Annotated in this window: 20 protein-coding genes and 1 other RNA gene; 9 read left to right on the top strand and 12 right to left on the bottom strand. The window is 65.1% G+C overall.

What is annotated here, in order from left to right:
- From ssrA to EPO50_RS22395, 4 genes are all read left to right on the top strand, one after another.
- Positions 1-153: a transfer-messenger RNA gene (ssrA, locus tag EPO50_RS22380) on the top strand; the annotation flags it as partial.
- A gap of 86 nt (positions 154-239) precedes the next feature.
- Positions 240-791, top strand: coding sequence for an SspB family protein (locus EPO50_RS22385; protein WP_296347655.1), 552 nt, complete (start codon positions 240-242; stop codon positions 789-791).
- Positions 792-855: 64 nt separating this feature from the next.
- Positions 856-2472 (top strand): fumarate hydratase, encoded by a 1617-nt coding sequence (locus EPO50_RS22390; protein WP_296347657.1) that lies wholly within the window; start codon positions 856-858, stop codon positions 2470-2472.
- Positions 2473-2512: 40 nt separating this feature from the next.
- Positions 2513-3193: a VOC family protein gene (locus EPO50_RS22395; protein ID WP_296347659.1), complete on the top strand. Its 681-nt coding sequence runs from the start codon at positions 2513-2515 to the stop codon at positions 3191-3193.
- 13 nt (positions 3194-3206) lie between these two features.
- Here EPO50_RS22395 and EPO50_RS22400 read toward each other — a convergent pair whose 3' ends face one another.
- Positions 3207-3611, bottom strand: a complete 405-nt coding sequence (locus tag EPO50_RS22400) for a DUF6481 family protein (protein WP_296347661.1) — start codon at positions 3609-3611, stop codon at positions 3207-3209.
- A gap of 27 nt (positions 3612-3638) precedes the next feature.
- Complete coding sequence (gene typA, locus EPO50_RS22405; RefSeq protein ID WP_296347663.1) at positions 3639-5468, bottom strand: translational GTPase TypA; 1830 nt, start codon at positions 5466-5468, stop codon at positions 3639-3641.
- 102 nt (positions 5469-5570) lie between these two features.
- Between typA and EPO50_RS22410 the strand changes: the two genes are divergently transcribed.
- Positions 5571-5789 carry a ribbon-helix-helix domain-containing protein gene (locus tag EPO50_RS22410; RefSeq protein WP_296347665.1) on the top strand — a complete coding sequence of 73 codons (219 nt, stop codon included), beginning with the start codon at positions 5571-5573 and terminating at the stop codon, positions 5787-5789.
- 2 nt (positions 5790-5791) lie between these two features.
- Here the strand turns inward: EPO50_RS22410 and EPO50_RS22415 are convergent, their stop codons facing one another.
- Together EPO50_RS22415 and EPO50_RS22420 are read right to left on the bottom strand one after the other, a co-directional pair.
- Positions 5792-6622 carry a nitroreductase family protein gene (locus EPO50_RS22415; protein WP_296347667.1) on the bottom strand — a complete coding sequence of 277 codons (831 nt, stop codon included), beginning with the start codon at positions 6620-6622 and terminating at the stop codon, positions 5792-5794.
- A gap of 9 nt (positions 6623-6631) precedes the next feature.
- The gene (locus EPO50_RS22420) at positions 6632-9883 is read right to left on the bottom strand and encodes an AsmA family protein (protein ID WP_296347669.1); all 3252 of its coding nucleotides are present in this window, start codon (positions 9881-9883) and stop codon (positions 6632-6634) included.
- A gap of 81 nt (positions 9884-9964) precedes the next feature.
- Between EPO50_RS22420 and EPO50_RS22425 the strand changes: the two genes are divergently transcribed.
- Positions 9965-10156 (top strand): DUF4169 family protein, encoded by a 192-nt coding sequence (locus EPO50_RS22425; RefSeq protein WP_296347672.1) that lies wholly within the window; start codon positions 9965-9967, stop codon positions 10154-10156.
- Positions 10157-10163: 7 nt separating this feature from the next.
- Here the strand turns inward: EPO50_RS22425 and EPO50_RS22430 are convergent, their stop codons facing one another.
- From EPO50_RS22430 to EPO50_RS22450, 5 genes are all read right to left on the bottom strand, one after another.
- Entirely contained in the window at positions 10164-10670 is a 507-nt protein-coding gene (locus EPO50_RS22430; RefSeq protein WP_296347673.1) for a helix-turn-helix domain-containing protein, read from the bottom strand.
- A gap of 61 nt (positions 10671-10731) precedes the next feature.
- A complete protein-coding gene (nhaA, locus tag EPO50_RS22435) occupies positions 10732-11895 on the bottom strand; it encodes a Na+/H+ antiporter NhaA (RefSeq protein WP_296347675.1) in 1164 nt (387 codons plus the stop codon).
- Between the two features lie 76 nt (positions 11896-11971).
- Positions 11972-12715, bottom strand: a complete 744-nt coding sequence (locus EPO50_RS22440) for a Bax inhibitor-1/YccA family protein (RefSeq protein ID WP_296347677.1) — start codon at positions 12713-12715, stop codon at positions 11972-11974.
- A gap of 135 nt (positions 12716-12850) precedes the next feature.
- On the bottom strand, positions 12851-15367 hold the full coding sequence (locus tag EPO50_RS22445; RefSeq protein ID WP_296347679.1) for an FtsX-like permease family protein: 2517 nt from the start codon (positions 15365-15367) through the stop codon (positions 12851-12853).
- A gap of 10 nt (positions 15368-15377) precedes the next feature.
- Positions 15378-16043, bottom strand: a complete 666-nt coding sequence (locus EPO50_RS22450; protein ID WP_296347778.1) for an ABC transporter ATP-binding protein — start codon at positions 16041-16043, stop codon at positions 15378-15380.
- Positions 16044-16124: 81 nt separating this feature from the next.
- Between EPO50_RS22450 and EPO50_RS22455 the strand changes: the two genes are divergently transcribed.
- On the top strand, positions 16125-16835 hold the full coding sequence (locus EPO50_RS22455; protein ID WP_296347681.1) for an arylesterase: 711 nt from the start codon (positions 16125-16127) through the stop codon (positions 16833-16835).
- On the top strand, positions 16801-17346 hold the full coding sequence (gene thpR, locus EPO50_RS22460; protein WP_296347683.1) for an RNA 2',3'-cyclic phosphodiesterase: 546 nt from the start codon (positions 16801-16803) through the stop codon (positions 17344-17346). Before EPO50_RS22455 ends, thpR begins: the two co-directional genes overlap by 35 nt.
- 8 nt (positions 17347-17354) lie before the next feature.
- On the opposite strand, the gene EPO50_RS22465 is transcribed toward thpR, so the two are convergent.
- Positions 17355-18398, bottom strand: a complete 1044-nt coding sequence (locus EPO50_RS22465; protein ID WP_296347685.1) for a hypothetical protein — start codon at positions 18396-18398, stop codon at positions 17355-17357.
- 20 nt (positions 18399-18418) lie between these two features.
- The gene (locus EPO50_RS22470) at positions 18419-19417 is read right to left on the bottom strand and encodes a tripartite tricarboxylate transporter substrate binding protein (RefSeq protein WP_296347687.1); all 999 of its coding nucleotides are present in this window, start codon (positions 19415-19417) and stop codon (positions 18419-18421) included.
- A 54-nt stretch (positions 19418-19471) separates the two neighbouring features.
- Between EPO50_RS22470 and EPO50_RS22475 the strand changes: the two genes are divergently transcribed.
- Positions 19472-21625, top strand: coding sequence for a N,N-dimethylformamidase beta subunit family domain-containing protein (locus tag EPO50_RS22475; RefSeq protein WP_296347688.1), 2154 nt, complete (start codon positions 19472-19474; stop codon positions 21623-21625).
- Here the strand turns inward: EPO50_RS22475 and EPO50_RS22480 are convergent.
- Positions 21609-22094, bottom strand: coding sequence for a low molecular weight protein-tyrosine-phosphatase (locus EPO50_RS22480; protein ID WP_296347690.1), 486 nt, complete (start codon positions 22092-22094; stop codon positions 21609-21611). The genes EPO50_RS22475 and EPO50_RS22480 overlap by 17 nt on opposite strands.
- Positions 22095-22113: the final 19 nt, after the last annotated feature.

Here is a 22113-nt window from a genome sequence, read left to right on the forward strand (position 1 = left end):
AGCGTGGTAAAGGCGCGGTTTTTGCCCGGTATGGTTCCGCCGTGACGGGCCATTCACAAGTGCTAACGATAACACCGTTACACTCGCTGCTGCCGCCTAAACAGCGGACGTAAGCGCGGTTCGGGGGGCACCGGGCAACAGAAGCCCCCCACTTTCCTTCTCCTCATTTGCCCGCTATTGGCATCGTTGACTCTCCCGCGATGCGGGCCGATGCTTTTTCTGAAATTTTCCGACAGGCCATGAACGATCGCTTTCACTACGACGCTCTCGTCGACGATGCGCTGCGCAGCGTCGTGCGCAGTGTGCTGACGCAAGTGGCGGAAAAAGGTCTGCCCGGCTCGCATCATTTCTACATCAGCTTCCGCAGCACCGATCCCGGTGTCGAGCTGCCGGAGTATTTGCGCGCCAAGTACCCCGAAGAAATGACGATCGTGCTCCAGCACCAGTACTGGGACCTGATCATCGGCGACACCACCTTCGAGGTGACGGTGAGCTTCAACAAGCAGCAGGAGCGCATAAAGGTGCCGTTCGCGGCGCTGTCGGCGTTCGTCGACCCCTCGGTGCGCTTCGGCCTGCAATTCGACCGCCGCGACAAAGCTGCCGGCGACAAGCCGGACGGCACCGCAGCGGCCCCGACACCGCTGCCGGCACCGGAGAAGCGGCCTCCACTTCCGGCCTCGACCGGCGAGGAAGCAAAGCCGGAAACCGGCACGACGACCGCCGAGGCTGAGGCGAAGCCCGAAGATGCGGCCTCCAAGGTCGTCAAGCTCGACAGCTTCCGAAAGAAGTAGGTAGACGCCGCGGCCCGGCTGCGGCAGGGAATGCGCGCCCCGAGAGGGTCGCCAGGAGAAAGCCATGCCCGAATTTCAGTTCCAGGAGATGTTCCCGAGCCACGCGGATACGACCTCCTACCGCAAGCTCACCTCCGACTTCGTCGGCACCACGAAATTCAACGGCCGCGACGTCCTGACGGTCGAACCCGAGGCCCTGACGACGCTGACGGCGGCGGCTTTCCACGACATCTCCCACCTGCTGCGTCCGGGCCATCTCCAGCAGTTGCGCAACATCCTCGACGATGCCGAGGCCTCGCCCAACGACAAGTACGTGGCGCTGGAGCTTCTGAAGAATGCCAACATTTCGGCCGGTGGCGTGCTGCCGATGTGCCAGGATACCGGCACCGCCATCGTGATGGGCAAGAAGGGCCAGGCTGTGTGGACCGGTGGCGGCGACGAGGAGGCAATCTCCAGGGGCGTCTACAAGACCTACACCGAGACCAACCTGCGCTACAGCCAGGTCTCGCCGATCTCGATGTTCAAGGAAGTGCAGACCGGCACCAACCTGCCGGCGCAGATCGACATCTATGCGACCGATGGCGATGCCTACAAATTCCTGTTCATCGCCAAGGGCGGCGGCTCGGCCAACAAGAGCTATCTGCACCAGCAGACACCGGCGGTGCTGAACGAAGCCTCGCTGCTCAAGTTCCTCGACACCCAGATCCGCACACTGGGCACTGCGGCCTGCCCGCCCTACCACCTCGCCATCGTGGTCGGCGGCACTTCGGCCGAGATGAACCTCAAGACGGTGAAGCTCGCTTCGACACGCTACCTCGACGACCTACCGAGCGAAGGCAACAACAAGGGTGTCGCCATCCGCGATCGCGAGATGGAGCAGAAGGTGCTGGAGCTCACGCGCCAGATGGGCATCGGCGCGCAGTTCGGCGGCAAGTATTTCTGCCACGACGTGCGCGTGATCCGCATCGCGCGCCATGGTGCCTCGGTGCCGATCGGCATCGGCGTGTCCTGTTCGGCCGACCGTCAGGCACTGGGCAAGATCACCAAGGACGGCATCTTCCTCGAGCAGCTCGAAACCAACCCGGCGCACTTCCTGCCCGAGGTCGAGCCGCAGCAGCTCTCAGGCAACGTGATCTCGGTCGACCTGAACAAGGGCATGGCGCACACGCTCTCGGTGCTGACGAAGCATCCGGTGAAGACGCGCGTCAACCTGACGGGCACCCTGATCGTGGCCCGCGATTCGGCACACGCGAAGCTCAAGGAGCGGCTCGACCGCGGCGAGGGCCTGCCGGACTATTTCAAGCAGTTCCCGGTCTATTACGCCGGCCCGGCCAAGACTCCCGAAGGCATGGCCTCCGGCTCGTTCGGCCCGACCACCGCCGGCCGCATGGATTCCTACGTTGACCTGATGCAAGCCAATGGCGGCTCGATGGTGATGCTGGCCAAGGGCAATCGCAGCAGGCAGGTCGTCGACGCCTGCAAGAAACACAAGGGCTTCTACCTCGGCTCGATCGGCGGTCCGGCCGCGATCCTGGCCAAGAACTGCATCAAGAAGGTCGAGGTGCTGGAGTATCCCGAACTCGGCATGGAAGCGATCTGGCGCATCCAGGTCGAGAACTTCCCCGCGTTCATCGTCACCGACGACAAGGGCAACGACTTCTTCAGCGAGCTGAAGATCTAACGAGAGAGCGGCAGCCGCACGATCGGGCTACACTTGGCGCATGAACCTCGCCAAGCAGCATCTCGACATCGGCCTCTTCTCCAACGACCGCGACGGCCAGCTCGCCTTCTGGCAGCAGACCGTCGGCCTGCCCTACGACCATATGGGCAAGCTGGGTGGTGGCATGCAGCAGCACCGCCACCACATGAACGGTTCCATCCTGAAGATGAACCACGCTCGGGGCCCCCTGCCCGACGTGCCGCCCTCGGGCATTGTCGGCCTCGAGATCGCGCGCGAGGGGTTGGCCGCACCGCAGCAGCTCGCCGATCCTGACGGAAACAGGGTCACCCTGGTGCCCAAGGGCTTCGAGGGCGTGCAGGGCATCGCGATCCTGCTCAAGGTCAACGATCCTGCCCAACATGACCGCTTCTGGATGGATGCCATGCAGTTCGAGCGTGTGGGCGATGGGCGCTATCGCTGCGGCGACTCACTGGTCGTGGTCGCCGAACGCGGCAAGGTGGAACCGAGCGTCGGCCAGTGGCGCGGACCGGGCTATCGCTACATGACGGTCCAGGTCTGGGATTGCCTCGCCGAATATGACGGCATCCTTGCGCGCGGCGGCGCCTCGGGCGGCGAGCCGCGCCTGCTCGGCGATACGGTGCGTTATGCCTTCGTCTGTGATCCCGATGGCAATCACATCGAGATCAGCCAGCGTGCCTCGCTGACGGGCGGGACGCTCTAAGCCTCCCGGGCCCCTACCTCTTCTTGCTCTTGCGGGCCTTGCGCGCGGCGTAACGGGCGTCGCGGGCCGCCTTCTGCTCGGCTTCGCTCAGCACGGGCTTGGCGGCGCGCTTGGCTTCCCGCTCCAGCCGCGCCGCCTCTTCAGCCGCCGCAACGGCGGCTTCGGCGGCGGCTCTCTCCGCCTCCCGCTCAGCAGCGATCCGGTCTGCCTCAGCAGCGATCCGGTCTTCTTCCGCCTTCTTCGCGGCACGGCGTTCGGCCTCGCGCGCCTCACGGGCGGCGGCGATCGCAGCGCGTTCAGCCTGTTTTCGCGCGAGTTCCGGATCATTGGCTTTCGCCCGCGCCTTCTCGAGCAATGCCTGCTTGGCTGCAGCGGCGGCCGCCAGCCGGTCGCCGAAATCAACGTTCCTGCCGCTCATCTTGAGTCTCTTGTTCCTCTTCTTCTCTTACTCAGCCGCAGCCGCGGCCTGCTTCTTGGCCCGCTTACGGTCCTCAGCGTTGAGGAAGCGCTTGCGCAGCCGGATCGATTTCGGGGTGATCTCGACGAGCTCGTCTTCTTCAATATAGGCGATCGCCTGCTCGAGCGACATCTTGCGCGGCGGCGTGAGGCGAACCGCCTCGTCCTTGCCGGCGGCGCGGATGTTGGTGAGCTGCTTGCCCTTCAGGACGTTCACTTCGAGGTCGTTGCCGCGGCTGTGCTCGCCGATCACCATGCCCTGATAGACGGGCACGCCCGGGTCGATGAACATCGGGCCGCGATCCTCGAGGTTCCACATCGCATACATCACCGCGTTGCCCGCGGCGTTGGCGATCAGCGCACCGTTGCGACGGCCGGCGATCGGGCCGCGATAGGCGCCGTACTCATGGAAGAGGCGGTTCATCACGCCGGTGCCGCGCGTGTCGGTCAGGAATTCGCCGTGATAGCCGATCAGGCCGCGCGACGGGGCGTAGAATACGAGGCGGGTCTTGCCGGCGCCTGACGGGCGCATGTCCTGCAGCTCGCCCTTGCGCAGCGAAATCTGCTCGACGACGGTGCCGGTGAAGGCATCGTCGACATCGATCACGACTTCCTCGATCGGCTCCAGACGCTGGCCAGTCTGGGGATCGGTCTGGAAGAGAACGCGCGGGCGGCCGACGGCGAGCTCAAAGCCCTCGCGGCGCATCGTCTCGATCAGCACACCGAGCTGCAGTTCGCCGCGGCCGGCGACTTCGTAGGAATCGGCGTTCTCGGTGTCGCGCACGCGGATCGCGACGTTGCCCTCGCTTTCGCGCATCAAACGCGCGCGGATCATGCGGGTCGTGACCTTGTCGCCTTCAGTGCCGGCGAGCGGCGAGTCGTTCACCATGAAGGTCATGGCGAGCGTCGGCGGATCGACCGGTTGCGAGGCGATCGGCTCGGCGATCGTCAAATCGCCGATCGTGTCGGCCACGGTGGCGACCTTCATGCCGGCAACGGCCACGATGTCGCCGGCCTCGGCCGATTCGAGCGCCACGCGCTCCAGCCCGCGGAAGGCCAGAACGCGCGTGATGCGGGTCTGCTCGAGCTCCTTGCCATCGCGACCCAGCGCCTTGACCATCGTGTTGGGCTTGATCGAGCCCGACAGGATGCGGCCAGTCAGGATGCGGCCCAGGAAGTTGTCGGCTTCGAGCGTCGTCACCAGCATGCGGAACGCGGGATCGGGATCGACCTTCGGCGCCGGCACATGCTTCACCAGGAGGTCGAACAACGGGGTCATGTCCGTATGCTCAGCCTCGAGCGAGGTCGCGGCCCAGCCCTGGCGGGCCGAGGCGAAGAGCGTCGGGAAGTCGAGCTGCTCGTCGCTGGCTTCGAGTGCCGAGAACAGGTCGAACACCTCGTCATGCACCTCGTGGGCGCGGGCGTCGGAGCGGTCGACCTTGTTGATGAGGACGATCGGCTTCAGGCCGAGGCGCAGCGCCTTGCCCAGCACGAACTTGGTCTGCGGCAGCGGGCCTTCGGCCGCGTCGACCAGCAGCACCACGCCATCGACCATCGAGAGGATGCGCTCGACCTCACCGCCGAAGTCGGCGTGGCCGGGCGTGTCGACGATATTGATACGCGTGCCATGCCATTCGACCGAGGTCGCCTTGGCAAGGATGGTGATCCCGCGCTCGCGCTCGAGGTCGTTGGAGTCCATGGCGCGCTCGGCGACCTGCTGATTCTCGCGGAAGGTGCCGCTTTGCTTCAGCAGGCAGTCGACTAGTGTGGTCTTGCCATGGTCGACGTGCGCGATGATCGCGACGTTACGGATTTCCATAAATGTTTTGTCCGGAGGGTTGGTTGGCGGCGCTTATACGCACGCTCTGTGACGGCGGCAAGGCGGGTTGAGGAGGCGACTTGCCGCTGTCACAGTCCGGACATGCGCAAACGCTCGGTCACGATCGACGGCCACCGCACCAGCATTTCGCTGGAAGACGCTTTCTGGGCCGAGCTTTCGGGGATTGCCCGCGCCCGCAGCCTGTCCCTCAACGCCCTGGTGGCCGAAATCGACCATGCGCGCGGGACGCCGGAAGCCGGCAACCTGTCGAGCGCGCTTCGCCTCTATGTGCTCGCGGAGCTAAAGAAAGGCCGAGGCTAATATCAGTCGAGCTTGAAGCCTTTGGCGCGCACGAATGCGCCGAAATCGGCCCGCTCCGGCACCGAATATTGCCGGGCCTTGTCCTCCGACCAGCCATAGGCCGGGTCCTCGCCGAATTTGTCGACGAAGCGCTGGTTCTTGTAGGGCTGGGTCTCGTTGCGTCGTTGGTCGTAGGCCGTGATCTTCTCGCGAAGCCCGGTCTCGTCGTAGCGGTCGCGGTGAATCGACACATCGAGGCCGAGCCGCGGGCTCATCACCCCCTCGAAGGATGGCCAGCCAATCCCCAGCCCGGCCACGGGAAACACATGCTGCGGCAGGCCGAGCACCTCGGAGACCTTCGCCGCATGATTACGGATCTGGCTGATCGGGCAGGTGCCGAGGCCGACCCGGTCGGCGGCCGCGATGAAGGTCGCCAGCGCGATGCCGGCATCGACCGCGGCGTTGAAGAACGGGTCGAGATAGTCGTTCACGAAGGGGCGGCCACGCCATTCGAACAGCAGGCGGTGGCGGCGGTTGTTGCCGCAGAACACCAGGAGCGCCGGACCGGCCTTGGCCCAGGGATTCTCCGGGATCAGCGCCTCGAGCTTCTCGCGCTGAGCCTTGTCGGTGACGATCACGATGTCGGCCTGCTGCAGATCGCTCTTGGACGGTGCCGACAGTGCCACCGCACAGAGCGTCTCCAGGAGCGCCGGGTCGATCGGCTTGTCGGAATAACGCCGCACCACGCGGCGGTTGGCCATCTCTGCCAGGACATCCACCCCCTTGGGGGCTTCGTCGAGCGCAGGCGCAGTACCGAACCGCGCCTTGAGCACGGTCTTGAGACGATCGAGCACTTTAACTCCTCAGCGGCCGAAAATGTTGGGAAGGGGAATGTTCGGGATCGGCGAGCGCGACGGCTGACCAGCCGGCTGTTGTTGCTGCCCACCCGGCAGGATGTTCGACGCGCCCGGCAGGGTGCTGGCCATGCCCGGCGGATCCTTGGCAGTGCCACGCACCACGTTGAGCGACGGCGACGAAGTCGACCCGCGTGCCGTGGTGATCAGGTAAGGCGCCGACGGATCCTCGGCGATGATGAAGTTGATCGTGGTGTCCGTCGTCGAATTGCCGAGATTCGTCCGGGTCGAAATGCGCGCCGTGGCGCGGTTGCCCTGCACCGTCAGACCTTTGTCGGTGAGGACGCCACCAGCGACGTCGATTTGACCGGCAATCGGGCTGTCGTGGTTCACGAAACGGTTCAGCACCAAAGAAATGGCGTTGAGAAGATTGCCGACGCCAACGCCGCCTCTTTGGCCCACGGCCCCCAGCACGTTGCCCAGCGCCTGATCGATGACGCCGCCCGCAGCACCGGTCGCCGCGGTGCCCAGCATCTGCAGGGTCTTGTCGGCGCCGACGAAGATGTGGCCGCTGAGCTGCGTGCCACCGGCCATAGAGGCTTTGATCTGATCCGCCGTCGTGCCGCCACCGCGGATCGAGAGACCACTGGCATTCACCTTGCCGTCGATCGTCACCTTCACGGCGCCACCGAACTGATTGCTGCCCGAGGTGCTGCGCAGCATCTCGCCGATGATCAGGTTGTTGGCATCGCCCTTGAAGTCGAAAGCGAGCGCGGGCTTGCTGGCATTGACGGTACCTGCCATGGCCAGCGAACCGCCATAGAGCGCGCCTTTGAAGTGCTGCACCGTCAGCACACCATCCTTCAAGGTGGCGGCGAGGTCGGCATTGCCGATGCGCAGCGACCCGCTGGTCAGCGTGCCGGCCGACAGCTTCAACGAGCCATCAACACTGCGCAGCGGCGCGGTGTCGATCGGCTTGGCCGCGGCCTGCTGGCCACGCGCCGGCGCACGTGCCGCTCCGCCTCCACCGCCGCTACCACCGAGCTTGTCGAGATCGAGCACATTGGCGCGCAGATCGGCGTTGATGACCGGCCTGCCCGTCAGCCTGGCATCGATCGAACCCTCGATCGCCTGGCCGTTCAGCACGACCGTGCCCTTGTAAGCGGCCGACTGTGGCGCCCCTTTGGCGGCTCCCGGCAGCGCCAGCGTACCGCTCGCCTTCACGTTCTGGCCCACGGCATTGACCGTGAGTTCGCGCAGGGTGAGCTGCTCGATCGTGCCGGCGACGCCACCGCTCGCGCTGACCGCGCCGAGATCCGATGGGCCAGTGGCACCCACCACTTTGAGTACCCGGCCCATGTCGGGAGCTTCGAAATTGAAGGCAATATCCGGCCGTGGCTGGGGCGCCGAATAGTTCGCCACGGTGCCGCGCACCGCGAGTCGCCCACCGCCCATGTTGCTGACCTTGACGTCGTTCAGCCGCAAGGTGCTGCCCTGCAATGCCACGTCGACGTCGACTCCCTGGATCGTCTCTTTGTTGTAGACGAGCTTGGCCACCTTTGCCTTCAGCCCGATCGAGGGGCCAGCGACGGCCAGCTGGGCCGATGCCGCAGGCGGTGTCGCCGCGGGGGATGCCGATGCCGCCGGCTTCTGTGCCGCGGCAGGCACGAGGAACGAATCGAGGTCGAGCGTGTCGATGTTGAGGTTGGTCACGATCGACAGCGGCACGCCGAACGTCACCACGACGCCACCACTGCCCTTGAGATCATCGAGTTCAAAGACAGCGTCGCTCACCTGCACATTGCCACCCGAGGACGCCATGCGGCCTTTCAGGCTGAGCTTCTGCAGCTTGGTAGCCGGCACGGAGGACGTGTCGACCTCGAGCCAGCCCAGCGTCTCGCGCAGCTTCGGCCCGACCAGGCTGAACTCGCCTGTGACGCGTGGCTTCGCCGCATCGCCCGTCATGGTCGACTTGGCCTGCAGGACCATATCGCCCGGCAGAGTGGCGGAGAGCTTCGGCACGGCGACGGCGCCGCCACGCGCATCGAGTTCGAGCACGGCATTGCGGACGGTTTTCTTGTTGTAGACGATCTCGCCGACATCGAGGGCGAGCTTGGCGGTGATATCGCCCAGCACGCTGCCGCCGGACGCAGCCGGCGGCGTGGCTGGCCGATTACCAGCCGGCGGCGCGGCGGGCGGCGGCGAGGCAGCCGGGGCCGACGGCCGCGCGGCGGCGGCCAACCACCTGTCGAGATCGAGCTTGGGGATGGCAATCTTGCCCTCGACAGCGAGCGACGGCTTCAGAACAACCGCGAGCGAACCCGAGCCGCTGTCCTGGCCCAAGGTCATCTTGAAGTCCTTGGCGGCGAAGGCCATCTGCGAGGCCTCGATGGCGCCATCGAAAACGAACTTGCCTGCAAGCAACGGCGGCAAGGCCGGCTCGGGCTGACCGGTCAGCTTGATCAGCGTGCCCACGAAGCCCGTGAGGGAATCCGTCGCGACAGAGGCAACGCCTGCGACTTTCGCCGCCGGTCCAAGCTCGCTCAGGGTCCCCTTGAAGGTGAGCTTGCCACCGCCGGCCTGCAGGGTGAGGTCGGTATTGTGGCCGTTGCTGCCCTTGCTGCCGACGGCGAGGTCGAGCTCCAGGGGCGAGCCGTTGATGTCGGCGCCACCCGCCAAAGTATAAGGGCCGTCGATCGAACCGACCGACGCGGAGAAGTTCGCCTTGTCGGCGACCACAGAAATCCCTGCCTTGGAATCACTGAAGATCAGCGTGCCGTTGTCGATGGTGAGCCGGCCGAGTGACAGTGGCTTGGGCGAGGCCGGCTTGGGAGCAACGGGTTTGGCTTCGGCGACCGACGGCGCGAACTCCCAGTTCGGCTTACCCTCGGCGTTTATCTCGAGCACGATCTTGGGCTCGATCAGCGTCACCTCGCTCACTTCGATATTGCCGGCAAGCAGGCCGAGCAGCGACGGCTTCACGGTGACCGACTTCATCTCGACCATGCTGGCGTTCTTGGAGCCCGGCACATTGGAGAACTTCACGCCGGTAACGGAGACGGTTGGCGTCGGCAGAATCGACAGCGAGATCGGACCGTCGATCACAAGGTCGCGGCCGGTCATGGCCTTCACCTCCGACACGATCATCGGCTTGTATGAATTGACGTCGATGAAAAGGGGCGCCGCTACCAGCGCCACGACGACCAGACCGACTACGCTGCCGCCACCAATCAGGAGTTTCTTGCTCAGGCTCGAGGGCATGGGATTCTCCTGCAATCCGACTCGAGGCGAACACTAGCGCATCGCCCGTACACACGGCATAGAGAAATCGGAGCTTCTCACATGACCGAGATCGTCAACCTGCAACGCGCGCGCAAGGAACGAGCGCGACGGGAACGCGAGGCACAAGCCGACGCGAACCGCCGTCGCTTCGGCCGCACCAAAGCCGAGAAGACGGCCGATCGCGACGCCGAAAGCCGGGCAACGCGCGCACTCGACAACAAGCGCCTCGAAGATCCTGAAAAGGAAGGCTGAGCGCGGCTCAGCGCGGCGTCTTGTTGAGAGCGAGACGCTCGAAGAACGAACGGGTGTTCTGATCGGCCCCCGGCCCGGCAACGGCGCGCACGTTGGTGAGCTCGATCCGTCGGCCGGTGTCGGCATCGATCAGCACCGGATCCAGCGGACGCCCGTCGCCCCGATCGACCAGATCCATCGGCTTGCCGCTGCGGGCTGCCGAACCGTAGCGGTCGCCCCATTGCTTCAAGCCGACGATCACCGTGAAAAGTGCGGCACCCTTGTCGGTCAGGCGGTACTCATGGCGCAGCGGTCGTTGACGGTAGGCGGTCTTGCGAAACACGCCGGCCTCGACGAGTTTTTTGAGCCGTGCCGTCAGCACGTTGCGTGCAATACCGAGATTCTCCTGGAAATCGTCAAACCGCCGCACGCCGTAAAAGGCATCGCGCACGATCAGCAGCGTCCATGGTTCACCCACAACGTCGAGCGCCGAGGCGATCGAACAGTTCATCTGCTCGTAGGATGTGCGCCGCATCGGCAAAGTATAGGGCCGAAGGCGCAGCGTGCAATCTGCCCCGCCGCGCAGACCTGAGGCGCTATCGATGCTTGCCCAGCCGCAACACGAGATAGCCGACCACGGCCGAAAGCACTGACCCTGCCAGCACGCCCAGCCGGACTTCGGCCTCGTAGCGGGGATCGTGGAAGGCGAGCGTGCCGATGAACAAGCTCATGGTGAACCCGATACCGCCCAGGATGGCGACGCCGTAGAGCGTGCGCCATGACCCACCGGCCGGCATGGCCGCCACACCGGACAGGATCAACAGGCCGGCCCCCAGTACGATGCCGATCTGTTTGCCGACGAACAGGCCGGCCAGGATACCGAGCGGCACGGGCTCGATCAGGCTGGTGAGCGACAGGTCGGAAAGCGACAGGCCTGCATTGGCGAAGGCGAAGACCGGCATGATCAACCAGGCCGACCACGGCTTCAGCGCATGTTCGAGATGGATCGCCGGCCGCTTGTCGTCGGCGACTCCCGGGACTTTGAGCGGGATGAACATTGCCAACGCGACGCCGGCCAGGGTGGCATGCACGCCCGACTGCAACACCGACACCCAAAGGACCGCGCCCACCACGGCATAGGGTCCGATACGTCGCACCCCCAGGGCATTGAGAATGGCGAGGACGGCGATGCAAAGGGCAGCAACGGCCAACGCCTCGGTCGAGAGCTGGTTGGTGTAGAAGACAGCGATCACCACGATGGCACCAAGATCGTCGACGATCGCGAGCGTCGTGAGGAAGACCTTCAGGGCCAGCGGCACGCGGCTGCCGAGGGCAGCCAGCACCCCCAGCGAAAAGGCGATGTCGGTAGCGGCGGGGATGGCCCAGCCGTGTAATGCGACCGGATCGTTCCAGTTGATCGCAGCGTAGATGAGGGCGGGAACAGCCATGCCCCCCAGCGCGCCGGCGATCGGCAGGGCAACCTGCGACGGCCGTGACAATTCTCCCTCGACCACCTCGCGCTTGATCTCCAGACCGACGAGCAGGAAGAACACGGCCATCAGGCCGTCGTTGATCCACAGCAGCAGCGGCTTGCTGAGGCCGATCTGCCCATAGGACAGGGTGAGCTTCTCGCTGAGCAGCGTCTTGATGGAACCATCGAGGGGCGAATTGGCCAGCACCAGCGCCAGGACGGCCGCTCCCAGAAGCGGCACGGCGGACGCCGCTTCGCTGTCCATGAAAGATTTGAGCCTGCCCGCCATCGGTGCGTCCCCCACAAAGCAAAACGCCCGGGTCTTTCGACCCGGGCGTTCCTTGAACTGTCTCTCTAGGCCAGGGCTAGTCGCGGTTCTGACCCATAAAGCTCATGAGGAACTGGAACAGGTTCACGAAGTCGAGGTACAGGCTCAGCGCACCGAAGATGGCGACCTTCTCCTGCACGTCCGTGCCCCAGGCCTCGGCATACTGCTCCTTGATCCTCTGGGTGTCGTAGGCGATCAGGCCCGAGAAGATCAGTACGCCAGCGGCCGAGATGATGAAGCTCATCGTGCCCGACGGCCAGATCATGTTGACGAGGCCGGCCAGGATCAGGCCGATCACGCCCATGAACAGGAACTTGCCGAACGCCGAGAGGTCACGCTTCGTCGTGTAGCCATAGAGGCTCAGCGCGCCGAAGGCGGCGGCCGTCACGAAGAAGGTGCGCGCGACCGAGGCGCCCGTGTAGCGGAACAGCAGCAGCGACAGGCTCACGCCCATCAGTGCCGTGACCGCCCAGTAGACGGCCTGTACCGCACCCGTGCTCATCTGCGCCGCGCGGAACGACGTCAGCAGCAGCAAGCCCAGCGGCGCGAAGATCGCGATCCAGCCCAGGATGTTCAGACCGACGACGCGGCCTGCCTGCACCTGGAAGAACAAGCCCGCCAATGCCGGCGAGCTGAACAGTGCGAAGGCAACGATGCCCGAGAGAGCAAGGCCGGACGCCATGTAGTTGTACACGCGCACCATATGGGCGCGTAGACCGACGTCGAACGACGCCTGGTCGGCAACTGTGCCGGCACGGTTGAAGGTGTCGAAGTTTGCCATTTGAATTCAGCCTCCAAGGGGGCCTCGTTTTGCCGAGCCCCTTCGCCGGGTAATTTGGGGTTACAGCTCGACTGAATCAATAGGGATTCGCGCACGCGAGATTGCGATTTCGCGCACCACGGAGAACTATTTGCGTCACTCGTTACGCAACAAGGCCAGCGGCCGCTGCCGCAAGGCTGCCAAAGTACCCACCAGACCGAACGCCAGGGTGAGCGCCATGGCTCCCAGCGCGACGGCGATGGCCACCGTTGGCAGGAACGTCCAATCCAGGTTCATCAAGCGACGCACGACGAGGTAAGCGCCCAAGGTGCCGACGCCCAGGGCCGCGATCGCCGTCGCAAGGCCAAGGGCTGCAAACTCCCAGGCGAAGATGCCAGCGATGCGGCTGCGGGTGGCGCCCAGGACCTTCATGACCACCGCCTCGTGTACGCGCCGCCGCTGGGTTGCCAGCATGGCGCCCGCCAGCACCAGCACGCCGGCCAGGATGCTGAGAAATCCGATGACGCGACTGGCGAGGCCGATATTGCCCAGCACGCTCGCTGCCGTCTCGATGGCGTCGCGGATGCGCACCACGGTGACGTTGGGGAACTTGTCCGTTATCGCCTTGAAGATCGCCTCTTCCGCCTCGGGGGTGGACTTCACCGTAGCGAGGAAGGTGTGCGGCGCCTTGTCGAGCGTGCCCGGCGAATAGACGAACACGAAATTGATGGCGAGCGTCGTCCATTCGATGCGCCGCAGCGAGGCGATCTTGGCCTCGATGTCGCGACCGAGCACGTTCACCGTGATCGTGTCGCCGAGCCCGATGCCGAATTGTCGCGCGAGGTTCTCGTCGAAGGAGATGAGCTGCGGGCCGCGATAGTCGGCCGGCCACCATTCGCCCGCGACGATGCGAGAACCCTCCGGCGGTGTTGCCGAATAGGTGACGCCACGATCGCCTTCGACCGCCCAGCGCGCGTCGGACGGCACGGCGATCTCGCTCACCGGCTTGCCACCGATCTTGACGATGCGGCCGCGCAGCGACGGTACCTTGTCCAACGGCCCGGCGCCCGGAATGGCCGCAATGGCCTTCTCGAAATCCGCCATCTGGCTCGACTGGATATCGACAAAGAAGAAGGCCGGCGCGTCGTTCGGGATGCGCTTTGTGATTTGTTCACGCAGATTGCCTTCGATCAGCGCTGTCGCCACCAGCACGGTGAGGCCGAGGCCCAGCGAGAGCATGACGATCGGCGTCGGCGCACCGGGACGATGCAGATTGGCGAGCGCCAGTCGCAGCGCGGCGAGCTTGGGCTTGCCGACCCGGGCGGCAGCCATCATCAGGAGCCGCGCCAGCAGCGGGAAGGCAATGAAGGCGCCGATCGCCCCCAGGACGAAGTAGGCCGCGATCCGCCGGCTGTCGGCGGTGAAGATGGTGAAGGCCGCGAGCGCCAGGGCAGCGACACCGATCAGCAGCACATCACGCCAGGCGAGCCTGCCCTCCTCCACCACGGCGCCGCGCATCAAGGTGGCGGCCGGAACGCCACGGGCGCGCACCAGCGGCACCAGGGCGAAGAGCAACGAGACCAACAGACCGAAACCCGCCGCCGTCGCCAGCGGACCGGCATAGAGCGCGACCCGCGCGCGCACCGGCAGGACATCGGCGATCAACGACTGGGCGACAAAGGGCAGCGCAGCACCGACAACGAGCCCGATGACGACGCCAATGGTGGCCAGCGCGGCGAGTTGCAGGAAATAGGTCGTGAAGACCAGCCGCTCCGGCGCACCCAGGCACTTGAAGGTAGCGATGGTGCGCAGGCGCCCAGCCAGGAAGCTCGAGATCGCATTGCCGACACCGACGCCGCCCACCAGCAACGAGGCAAGTCCGATCAGGCCGATGAACTGGGTCAGCCGATCAAGCCAGAAGCGGATGCCGCCGCCCGCCTCGTCGAGCCCGCGCACCCGCCAGCCGGCGTCCGGGAAGCGTGCCTTGAGCGCGTCGATGGTGGCACGGTCGGATCGACCTGGCGGCAGGCTGAGCCGGTATTCCCAGTTGAGCAGACTGCCAGGCTGCACCAGCCCCGATTCGACCACTGCGTCGAAGGGGATCATCACCCGCGGCCCGAGGCTCGCGAAGGCGTTGAGACCACGGTCAGGCTCGCGGGCAATAATTCCGCGCACCTCGACCGCGACCTCGCCGATGCGCAGCATGTCGCCCGGCGCCATGTTCATGCGGCGGAGCGCGGACTCCTCGACCACGGCGCCCCAGATGCCGCCTCGCTTGGCGAGCGCATCGCCCAGCGTGCCGCCATCCTGCAGCTCGACCACGCCATAGAGCGGATAGGCGGGCTCGACCGCCTTGAGCTGTACGAGGGTCGGCTTGCCGTCGGCCTTTGTCGGGCGCGCCATGGCGCGACTGTCGATCCAGCGCACGAACCGGCCCTGCTCGCGCATGAAGGCCATCTGCTCCGGAGTGGCTTCGCGATAGAGGATCGAGATCGCCACGTCGCCGCCCATGATCTCGCGGGCATCGGCGCGCAATCCTTCCTCGACGGCGCGGCTGAACGACAGGATCGCCGCAATCGCCGCCACACCCAACGCCAGACAGGCGATGAACAGGCGAAAGCCGCCAAGGCCGCTTCGCATCTCGCGGCGGGCGAGTCGCAGCGCCAGGCTCATATCGGGAATCTCACTGCGCCGCCAGAGCCGCCGGACGCATGCGCTCGTCGGCGACCAGCAGGCCGTCGGCGATCCGCAGCACGCGATCGCAGCGCTCGGCGAGACCCATATCGTGGGTGATCAGGACCAAGGTCGTGCCGTGGGCGCGCGCCAGCTCGAACAGGAGATCCATCACCTGCTTGCCGGTGGCACCATCGAGATTGCCGGTAGGCTCGTCGGCCAGCATCAGCTTCGGTTGGCTAACGAAGGCACGAGCCACCGCCACGCGCTGCTGCTCGCCGCCCGAGAGCTGTGCCGGATAGTGACCGATCCGATGGCCGAGCCCGACCCGTTCGAGCGCGGCCTCCGCCAGCTCGAAGGCATCGCTGCGGCCCGCAAACTCCAGGGGAAGCGCCACATTCTCGAGCGCCGTCATGGTAGGAATGAGATGGAAGCCCTGGAAGACGATGCCGATATGGTCACGTCGAAGGCGGGCGCGATCGTCGTCGCCGAGGGGTCCGAGATCACGGCCCGCCACCTCGACCAGACCGGACGTGGCGCGTTCCAGCCCGCCCGCAACCATCATGAGGCTCGACTTGCCGGCACCGGAAGGCCCGACAACCGCCGCAATCTCGCCCGCTGTAATGTCGAGAGTGATGCCGCGCAGGATATTGACCGTGCCCGCATCGCTTGCCATGTCGAGGTGGACGTCCTTCAGGCGGACGATCGGTGACGTGTCGGGCAAGCAGGCTCCTGGGACGGAAAAGCAGGCGGAACGATGAAACTGCAGACTGCATATGGTCGTTTTGCGGCGACGGTCAATTCACGGACGGTCAATTCACGGATCGTGGCGTTTTTGGTGTTCCTGTTGTGCTTCGCTGCCTTGCCGGCCTCTGCACAAACCGGACCAGTCAAACTCGCCATCCTGGGAGACAGCCTTGCGGCAGGCTATGGGCTCAGCCCCGCCCAGGCCTTTCCGGCCCGGCTCGACGCGGCGCTAAAGGGCCAGGGCCGTAACGTCACCATCATCAATCATGGTGTATCGGGCGACACGACGGCCGGCGGGCTGGAGCGCATCGACTGGATGATGGCCGACAAGCCCGACATCGTGCTGGTCGAACTCGGCGGCAATGACGGGCTGCGCGCTCTCGATCCCGCCGCCACCGAGCGCAACCTCGATGCCATCGTCACCAAGCTCAAGGCTGCAGGCGCTACCGTGTGGCTGGCCGGCATGCTGGCGCCGCGCAACTTCGGTCCCGAATACGCCAAAGCCTTCGACGGCATCTTCAAGACAGTCGCCGACAAGCATGGCGTCCCGCTCTACGCCTTCTTCCTCGACGGCGTGGCGCAGGACCCCGCCCTCAATCAGGCCGACGGCATCCATCCCAACGCCAAGGGCGTCGACATCATCGTCGAACGCATCCTGCCTTTCGTGACCAAGAACCTCGACGATTATGCCACGTCTGTTCGCCGCTCTGCCCGTCCCTGAGGAAGTCGCCGACGAACTCTCGGCCCTGCAGTCGGGCGTGCCCGATGCGCGCTGGGTGCTGCCGGAAAATTTCCACGTGACCCTTTGCTTCGCGGGCGAAGTGCAAGGCAGCACGATGCGCGACCTCGAAGAGGAGCTGTCGGACATCGCCGGCCCGCCCTTCTCCGTGGCCATCGCCGGCGTCGAGCAGTTCAGCAGCGGCAAGCAACCGCGCGCCCTGGTCGCCACCGTGGAGCGCAGCGACCGGCTCGATTGGCTGCAACAGAAAGTGTCGACCGTGGCGCGCAACTGCGGCATCGAGGTCGAGCGCCGCAAGTTCCGCCCGCACGTCACCCTCGCCCGCTTCTCGAGCAACGCCGAGACCGGCCATCACCTCGCCCAGTTCATGGCGAGCAACGGCACCCTGCGGGCCGGTCCCTGGATTGCCGAGCACTTTTCGCTCTATTCCAGCCGGACCGGCCGCAATGGTTCGATCTACACCGAAGAAGCGAGCTATCCGCTGACGTTCTGAGCCAGCGGCTAGACGAAGGTGAGCAACCGCCTCGGATTGTGCACCAGGATGGCGTCGATCTCGTCTTCGCTGTAGCCACGCCGCGTCATCATCGGCACGACGTTGCGGAAGATGTGGCCGTAGCCATGGCCGCCAAAGCTTGCGAGCCGGGTGCGGTAGCAGATGTCGTGGCTGATCACGACGCGTTCGAGATGGCCCGCGGTAATCAGCGCCCGGATCAACCGGAGCCGCGTCGCGTCGTTGGGCATGTCGATGTCGGAGAGGCCGTAGTAGCTCGCCTCCTGCCCGAACAGGTCGAACTCGACCGTGACGCCGGTGTCGGCGAGTTTCAGTAGGCGTGGCTCATCGAAGACCGTGCGGTCGATGTGGCTGATGACGATGCGTTCCGTCGGAAAGCCGGCTGCCTTGGCGAAGTCGGCGACTTCCTGCGGCTGGTCGGGGTCACGGCCGGGATGAACGTTGATCGCCGCGCCCGTTTCCTGTGCGGCGACGAACGCCGCCTGCATCACCCGCTTCTCGGTATCGGTCCATGGCGCCTGGCAGCCGATCTCGCCGATCATGCCGGCGCGCACTTCGGTGCCCCAGGCACCGTCGAGGATCTGGCTGATCATCTCGGCGGCGAAATCGTCGGCCGTGCGGTGGTGGTTCTTTGGATCCTGGTAGTCGTTGACGTAGTAGCCGCAGCCCATGATGAGGTGCACGCCGGTGCCGGCGGCAATGCGCTGCAGGCCCCTGGGATCGGGCGAAAGGCCGCCGCAGGTCAGCTCGACGATGGCGTCGCCACCGTCGTGCTTCATCATCGCCACCTCGCGCGTGGCGATATCCTCGAGATCGAGCATGTACTTGCGGCCGGAGCGCTTCAGCCCATGGCCGTAGTTCATCTGCCAGACATTCTCGAGCGTAATCTCGGGGCCGAGATCGTTGTCGGAGCGCGTGCCGGGCGGACGGATGTCGCAGAGCACATGCTCGTGCATCAGCGTCCGGCCGAGCGCCTCGGGCTCGATGAGCCCGAGGACGGTCTGGATCTTTCCCTTGAGGTCCTTGCGAGTCATCTAACGATCACTTCGTTCGGTCACTGCGGCTCCAGCTTGGCGGCCGTGACAACTTTCTGCCACTTCGCGGTTTCCGCGACCATGTGCTTGGCGAGATCTTCGGACGACCCGCCGAGTTCGGCAGCACCCGCGTCGCGGATCTTCTTGATGATGTCGGGCGACTTCGAGGCCTTGACCAGCTCGTCACTCAACTTCTTCACGATATCGGGCGGCGTGCCGGCGGGCGCCGCGACATACCACCAAGGCGCCGCATCGAAGCCGGCAAAGCCCTGCTCGGCGATCGTTGGCACATCTGGCAGCGAGAACCAACGCTTGCCCGAGCTCACGCCCAACGCCCGCAGCGCGCCCGACTGGATGTGCGGCAGGTAGGGCGGCAGATTGTCCATCGTGCTGGGAATGTGGCCCGCGAGCAGATCCTTCAACACCAGCGAGCTGCCGCGATAGACGACATGCTCCACCTTGAAGCCGGCCAGCGACTGGAAATATTCCATCGCCAGATGGCCGGTGCCGCCGATCGCGGGTGAGCCGAAGCTCACCTTGCCGGGACCCTGCTTCTTGCAATATTCGACGTACTCCTTGGCCGTCTTCACCGGCATGCTGGGATGAACGGCGAGCACGTTCGCAACCTCGCCGAACAGCGCCACCGGCGCGAAGCTCTTCGTCCCGTCATAGGGCATGTTCTTGTAGAGAAACTGGTTGGTGACGGCGGTGCCGACCGTACCCAGCAACAGCGTGTAACCATCCGGCGCCGACTTGGCGACGATCTCGGCGCCGACATTACCACCGGCACCGCTCTTGTTGTCGACGACGACGGTCTGCCCCCAAACTTCGGTGAGGTGTTGTGCCGCTATGCGGCCCAGAAGGTCGGTCGTACCGGCCGGTGCAAATGGAACCACCATCCGGATCTGCTTGTTGGGATAGCTCGACTGGGCCCAGCCATGGCGGGCCAACATCGGCGCTGCCAGCGACGCTACGGCCGTCGAAGCGATCACCCTGCGGCGGGTGATTTTATTGGTCATAGAAATCCTCCCTGAATTCGGGCGACTATATCGCCGACATCGGGGGAGATTAAAGTGACGGCAGCGTTGATTGGATACTCCGACCGCATATCGGTACGCAGCGGCGAGAAAATCGCCTTCAAGATTTCGAGCACCGGTCCCGACCCTTACAATGCGACCCTGGTGCGCATCATCCGCGGCGACAGCAATCCCGACGGACCGCCGCCTAAACTCGAAGACATGTCCGATCTGTTCGACGGCCGTTTCGCCTCGCGTGTTCAGCATGCGTGGCCGGGTTCCTATGGCCTGATCGAGAGCGCGCAGGATACGAAGCTGCCAGCGGCGCTGCAGGTCGAAGCACTGATCTGGCCAACTTTGCCGGAAGATGCACCGCAGGCCGTGCTGTCGCGTCGCGATCCTGCCACTGGTGCAGGCTTTGCGCTGATCCTCACGCCCGATGGCATGGTGCTGGAAACGGGCAGCCATCGCGTCGTGGTGGGCAGGAAGCTCCGGTCGCACGTCTGGTACCGCGTCTGGGCCAGCGCCGATCCCGAGACGGGAACCTTGCGCGTCGGCCAGCAGCCGCTGAAGCGCGCCTTTGCTGCCGACGACGAGGGGGAAGCGAAAGTTTCCGTAACGGGTGGACTGACGCTCGATGCACCGGCGCCTCTGTTGATCGGCGCGGAAGCAGCGACCGACCGGCCGGCTCGCCATTGCTTCAACGGCAAGATCGAAGCGCCGCAGGTGATGGGCTTCGCCGCCTGGGATTTCTCGCGGCGCATGGACTCGATGGAGATCGAGGATACCGGCCCTAACGGCCTGCATGGCCGACTGGTCAACCTGCCGACGCGCGCCATGAAGGGGGCAGCCTGGACTGGCGCGGAGCGCGACTGGAAGAAGGCGCCGCATCACTACGCCGCCATCCACTTCCACGACGACGATCTGCACGACTGCGGCTGGCAGGACGATTTCAGCTTCACCATCCCGAAGGACATGAAGAGCGGCATCTACGGCATGCAGCTCAGCTGCGGGCCGCATCGCGACGTCATCCCCTTCTTCGTGCGGCCGCAAATGGGCAAGCCGCAGGCCAAGGTCTGCTATCTCGCCGCCACCTTCACCTATCAGGTCTATTCGAACTTCGCGCGCAGCATGTATGACGAGGCTTTCCGCAAGAAGGTCGTCGACTGGAAGGCCTATCCGAACAATCCCGACGAACACAAAGACTACGGCCTCTCGACCTATAACCTTCATCGCGACGGCTCGGGCGTCAGCTACTCCTCGCGCCTGCGGCCACTGCTGACCTGGCGGCCGAACTATCTCTCCTTCAACGACGAAGCCGGCTCCGGCCTGCGCCACCTGCCGGCCGATACGCATCTCACCGGCTGGCTCGACCGCATGGGCATCGCCTTCGACGTGATCACCGACCACGATCTCGACGAGAAAGGAGTCGACTTCCTCTCCTCCTACAAAGTCGTGCTGACGGGTTCGCATCCCGAGTATCACACCGAAGGCACGCTCGATGCGCTGCAAGCCTACACGGAGAACGGTGGGCGGCTGATGTATCTCGGTGGCAACGGCTTCTACTGGCGCGTCGCCTTGTCACCCAAAGTGCCGGGCGCCATCGAGGTGCGGCGGACCGAGGGCGGCATTCGTACCTGGGCGGCCGAACCCGGCGAGTACTATCATTCCTTCGACGGCGCCTATGGCGGTCTGTGGCGGCGCTCCGACCGACCGCCCAATCTTCTGTGCGGCATCGGCTTCTCGAGCCAGGGAACCTTCGTAGGCGATTCCTACCGGCAATCTCCGGCGGCGCGCGACAACACCCATGCCTGGGTCTTCGAGGGTGTGAAGGACGAGCCGTTCGGCGGCTACGGCTTCTCGGGTGGCGGCGCGGCGGGTTTCGAACTCGACCGTCTCGACCATCGACTGGGCAGCCCGCTCAATGCCGTCGTACTGGCTTCCTCCGAAGGCCACGACCGCAAGAACTTCGTGGTGGTCCACGAGGAGCGGCTGGGCTTCACCACCACCATCCCCGGCCAGACGCTGGAGCAGTTGATCCGCGCCGACATGACCTACATCGAGAAGCCGAAGGGCGGTGCGGTGTTCTCGGTGGGCTCGATCACCTATTGCGGCAGCCTGCCCTACAACAAGTTCGATAACGACGTGTCACGGCTCACCTTCAACGTCGTGAACCGCTTCGGCGAGCTCGGCCTCAAATGGCCCTTTTGACCTGGGGCGTGAGGCGGTCGAGCAGGCCGCGGCAAGCCACTTCGATCAAGCCGAGTGCGCGCTCGTAGTCCGACCTGTCCAGGCCATAGGGGTCGGCAACATCGAAGATGCCGGCCGGTGGTGCGAAGCTCATGAGGAGCTTCGGCTTGTCCATGAGCGCACGCGGCGCCAGCCAGCGGATCTCCGCGAGATGCTCACGGGTCATCGCCAGTATGTGGTCGAAATGCGCGATGTCCTCGCTGGTGATTTTCCGGGCACGTCCCGCCGCGATATCGTAGCCGCGTTCCGCCGTGATTTCGACGGCAAGTGGCGACGGCGGCTCGCCGGCTTTCACATCGGAAGTGCCGGCCGAGGCGATCTCGAAGCCGGCCGCGAGGCCTGCCTTGCGAGCCATCTCTCGAAACGCACCCTCGGCCATAGGCGAGCGGCAGATATTGGCTGTGCAGACGAAAAGGACGCCGATGGTCATGGCCCGGGACCCTAGCACA

The sequence above is a fragment of the Reyranella sp. genome (assembly GCF_004297405.1).
Classification (GTDB): Bacteria; Pseudomonadota; Alphaproteobacteria; order Reyranellales; family Reyranellaceae; genus Reyranella.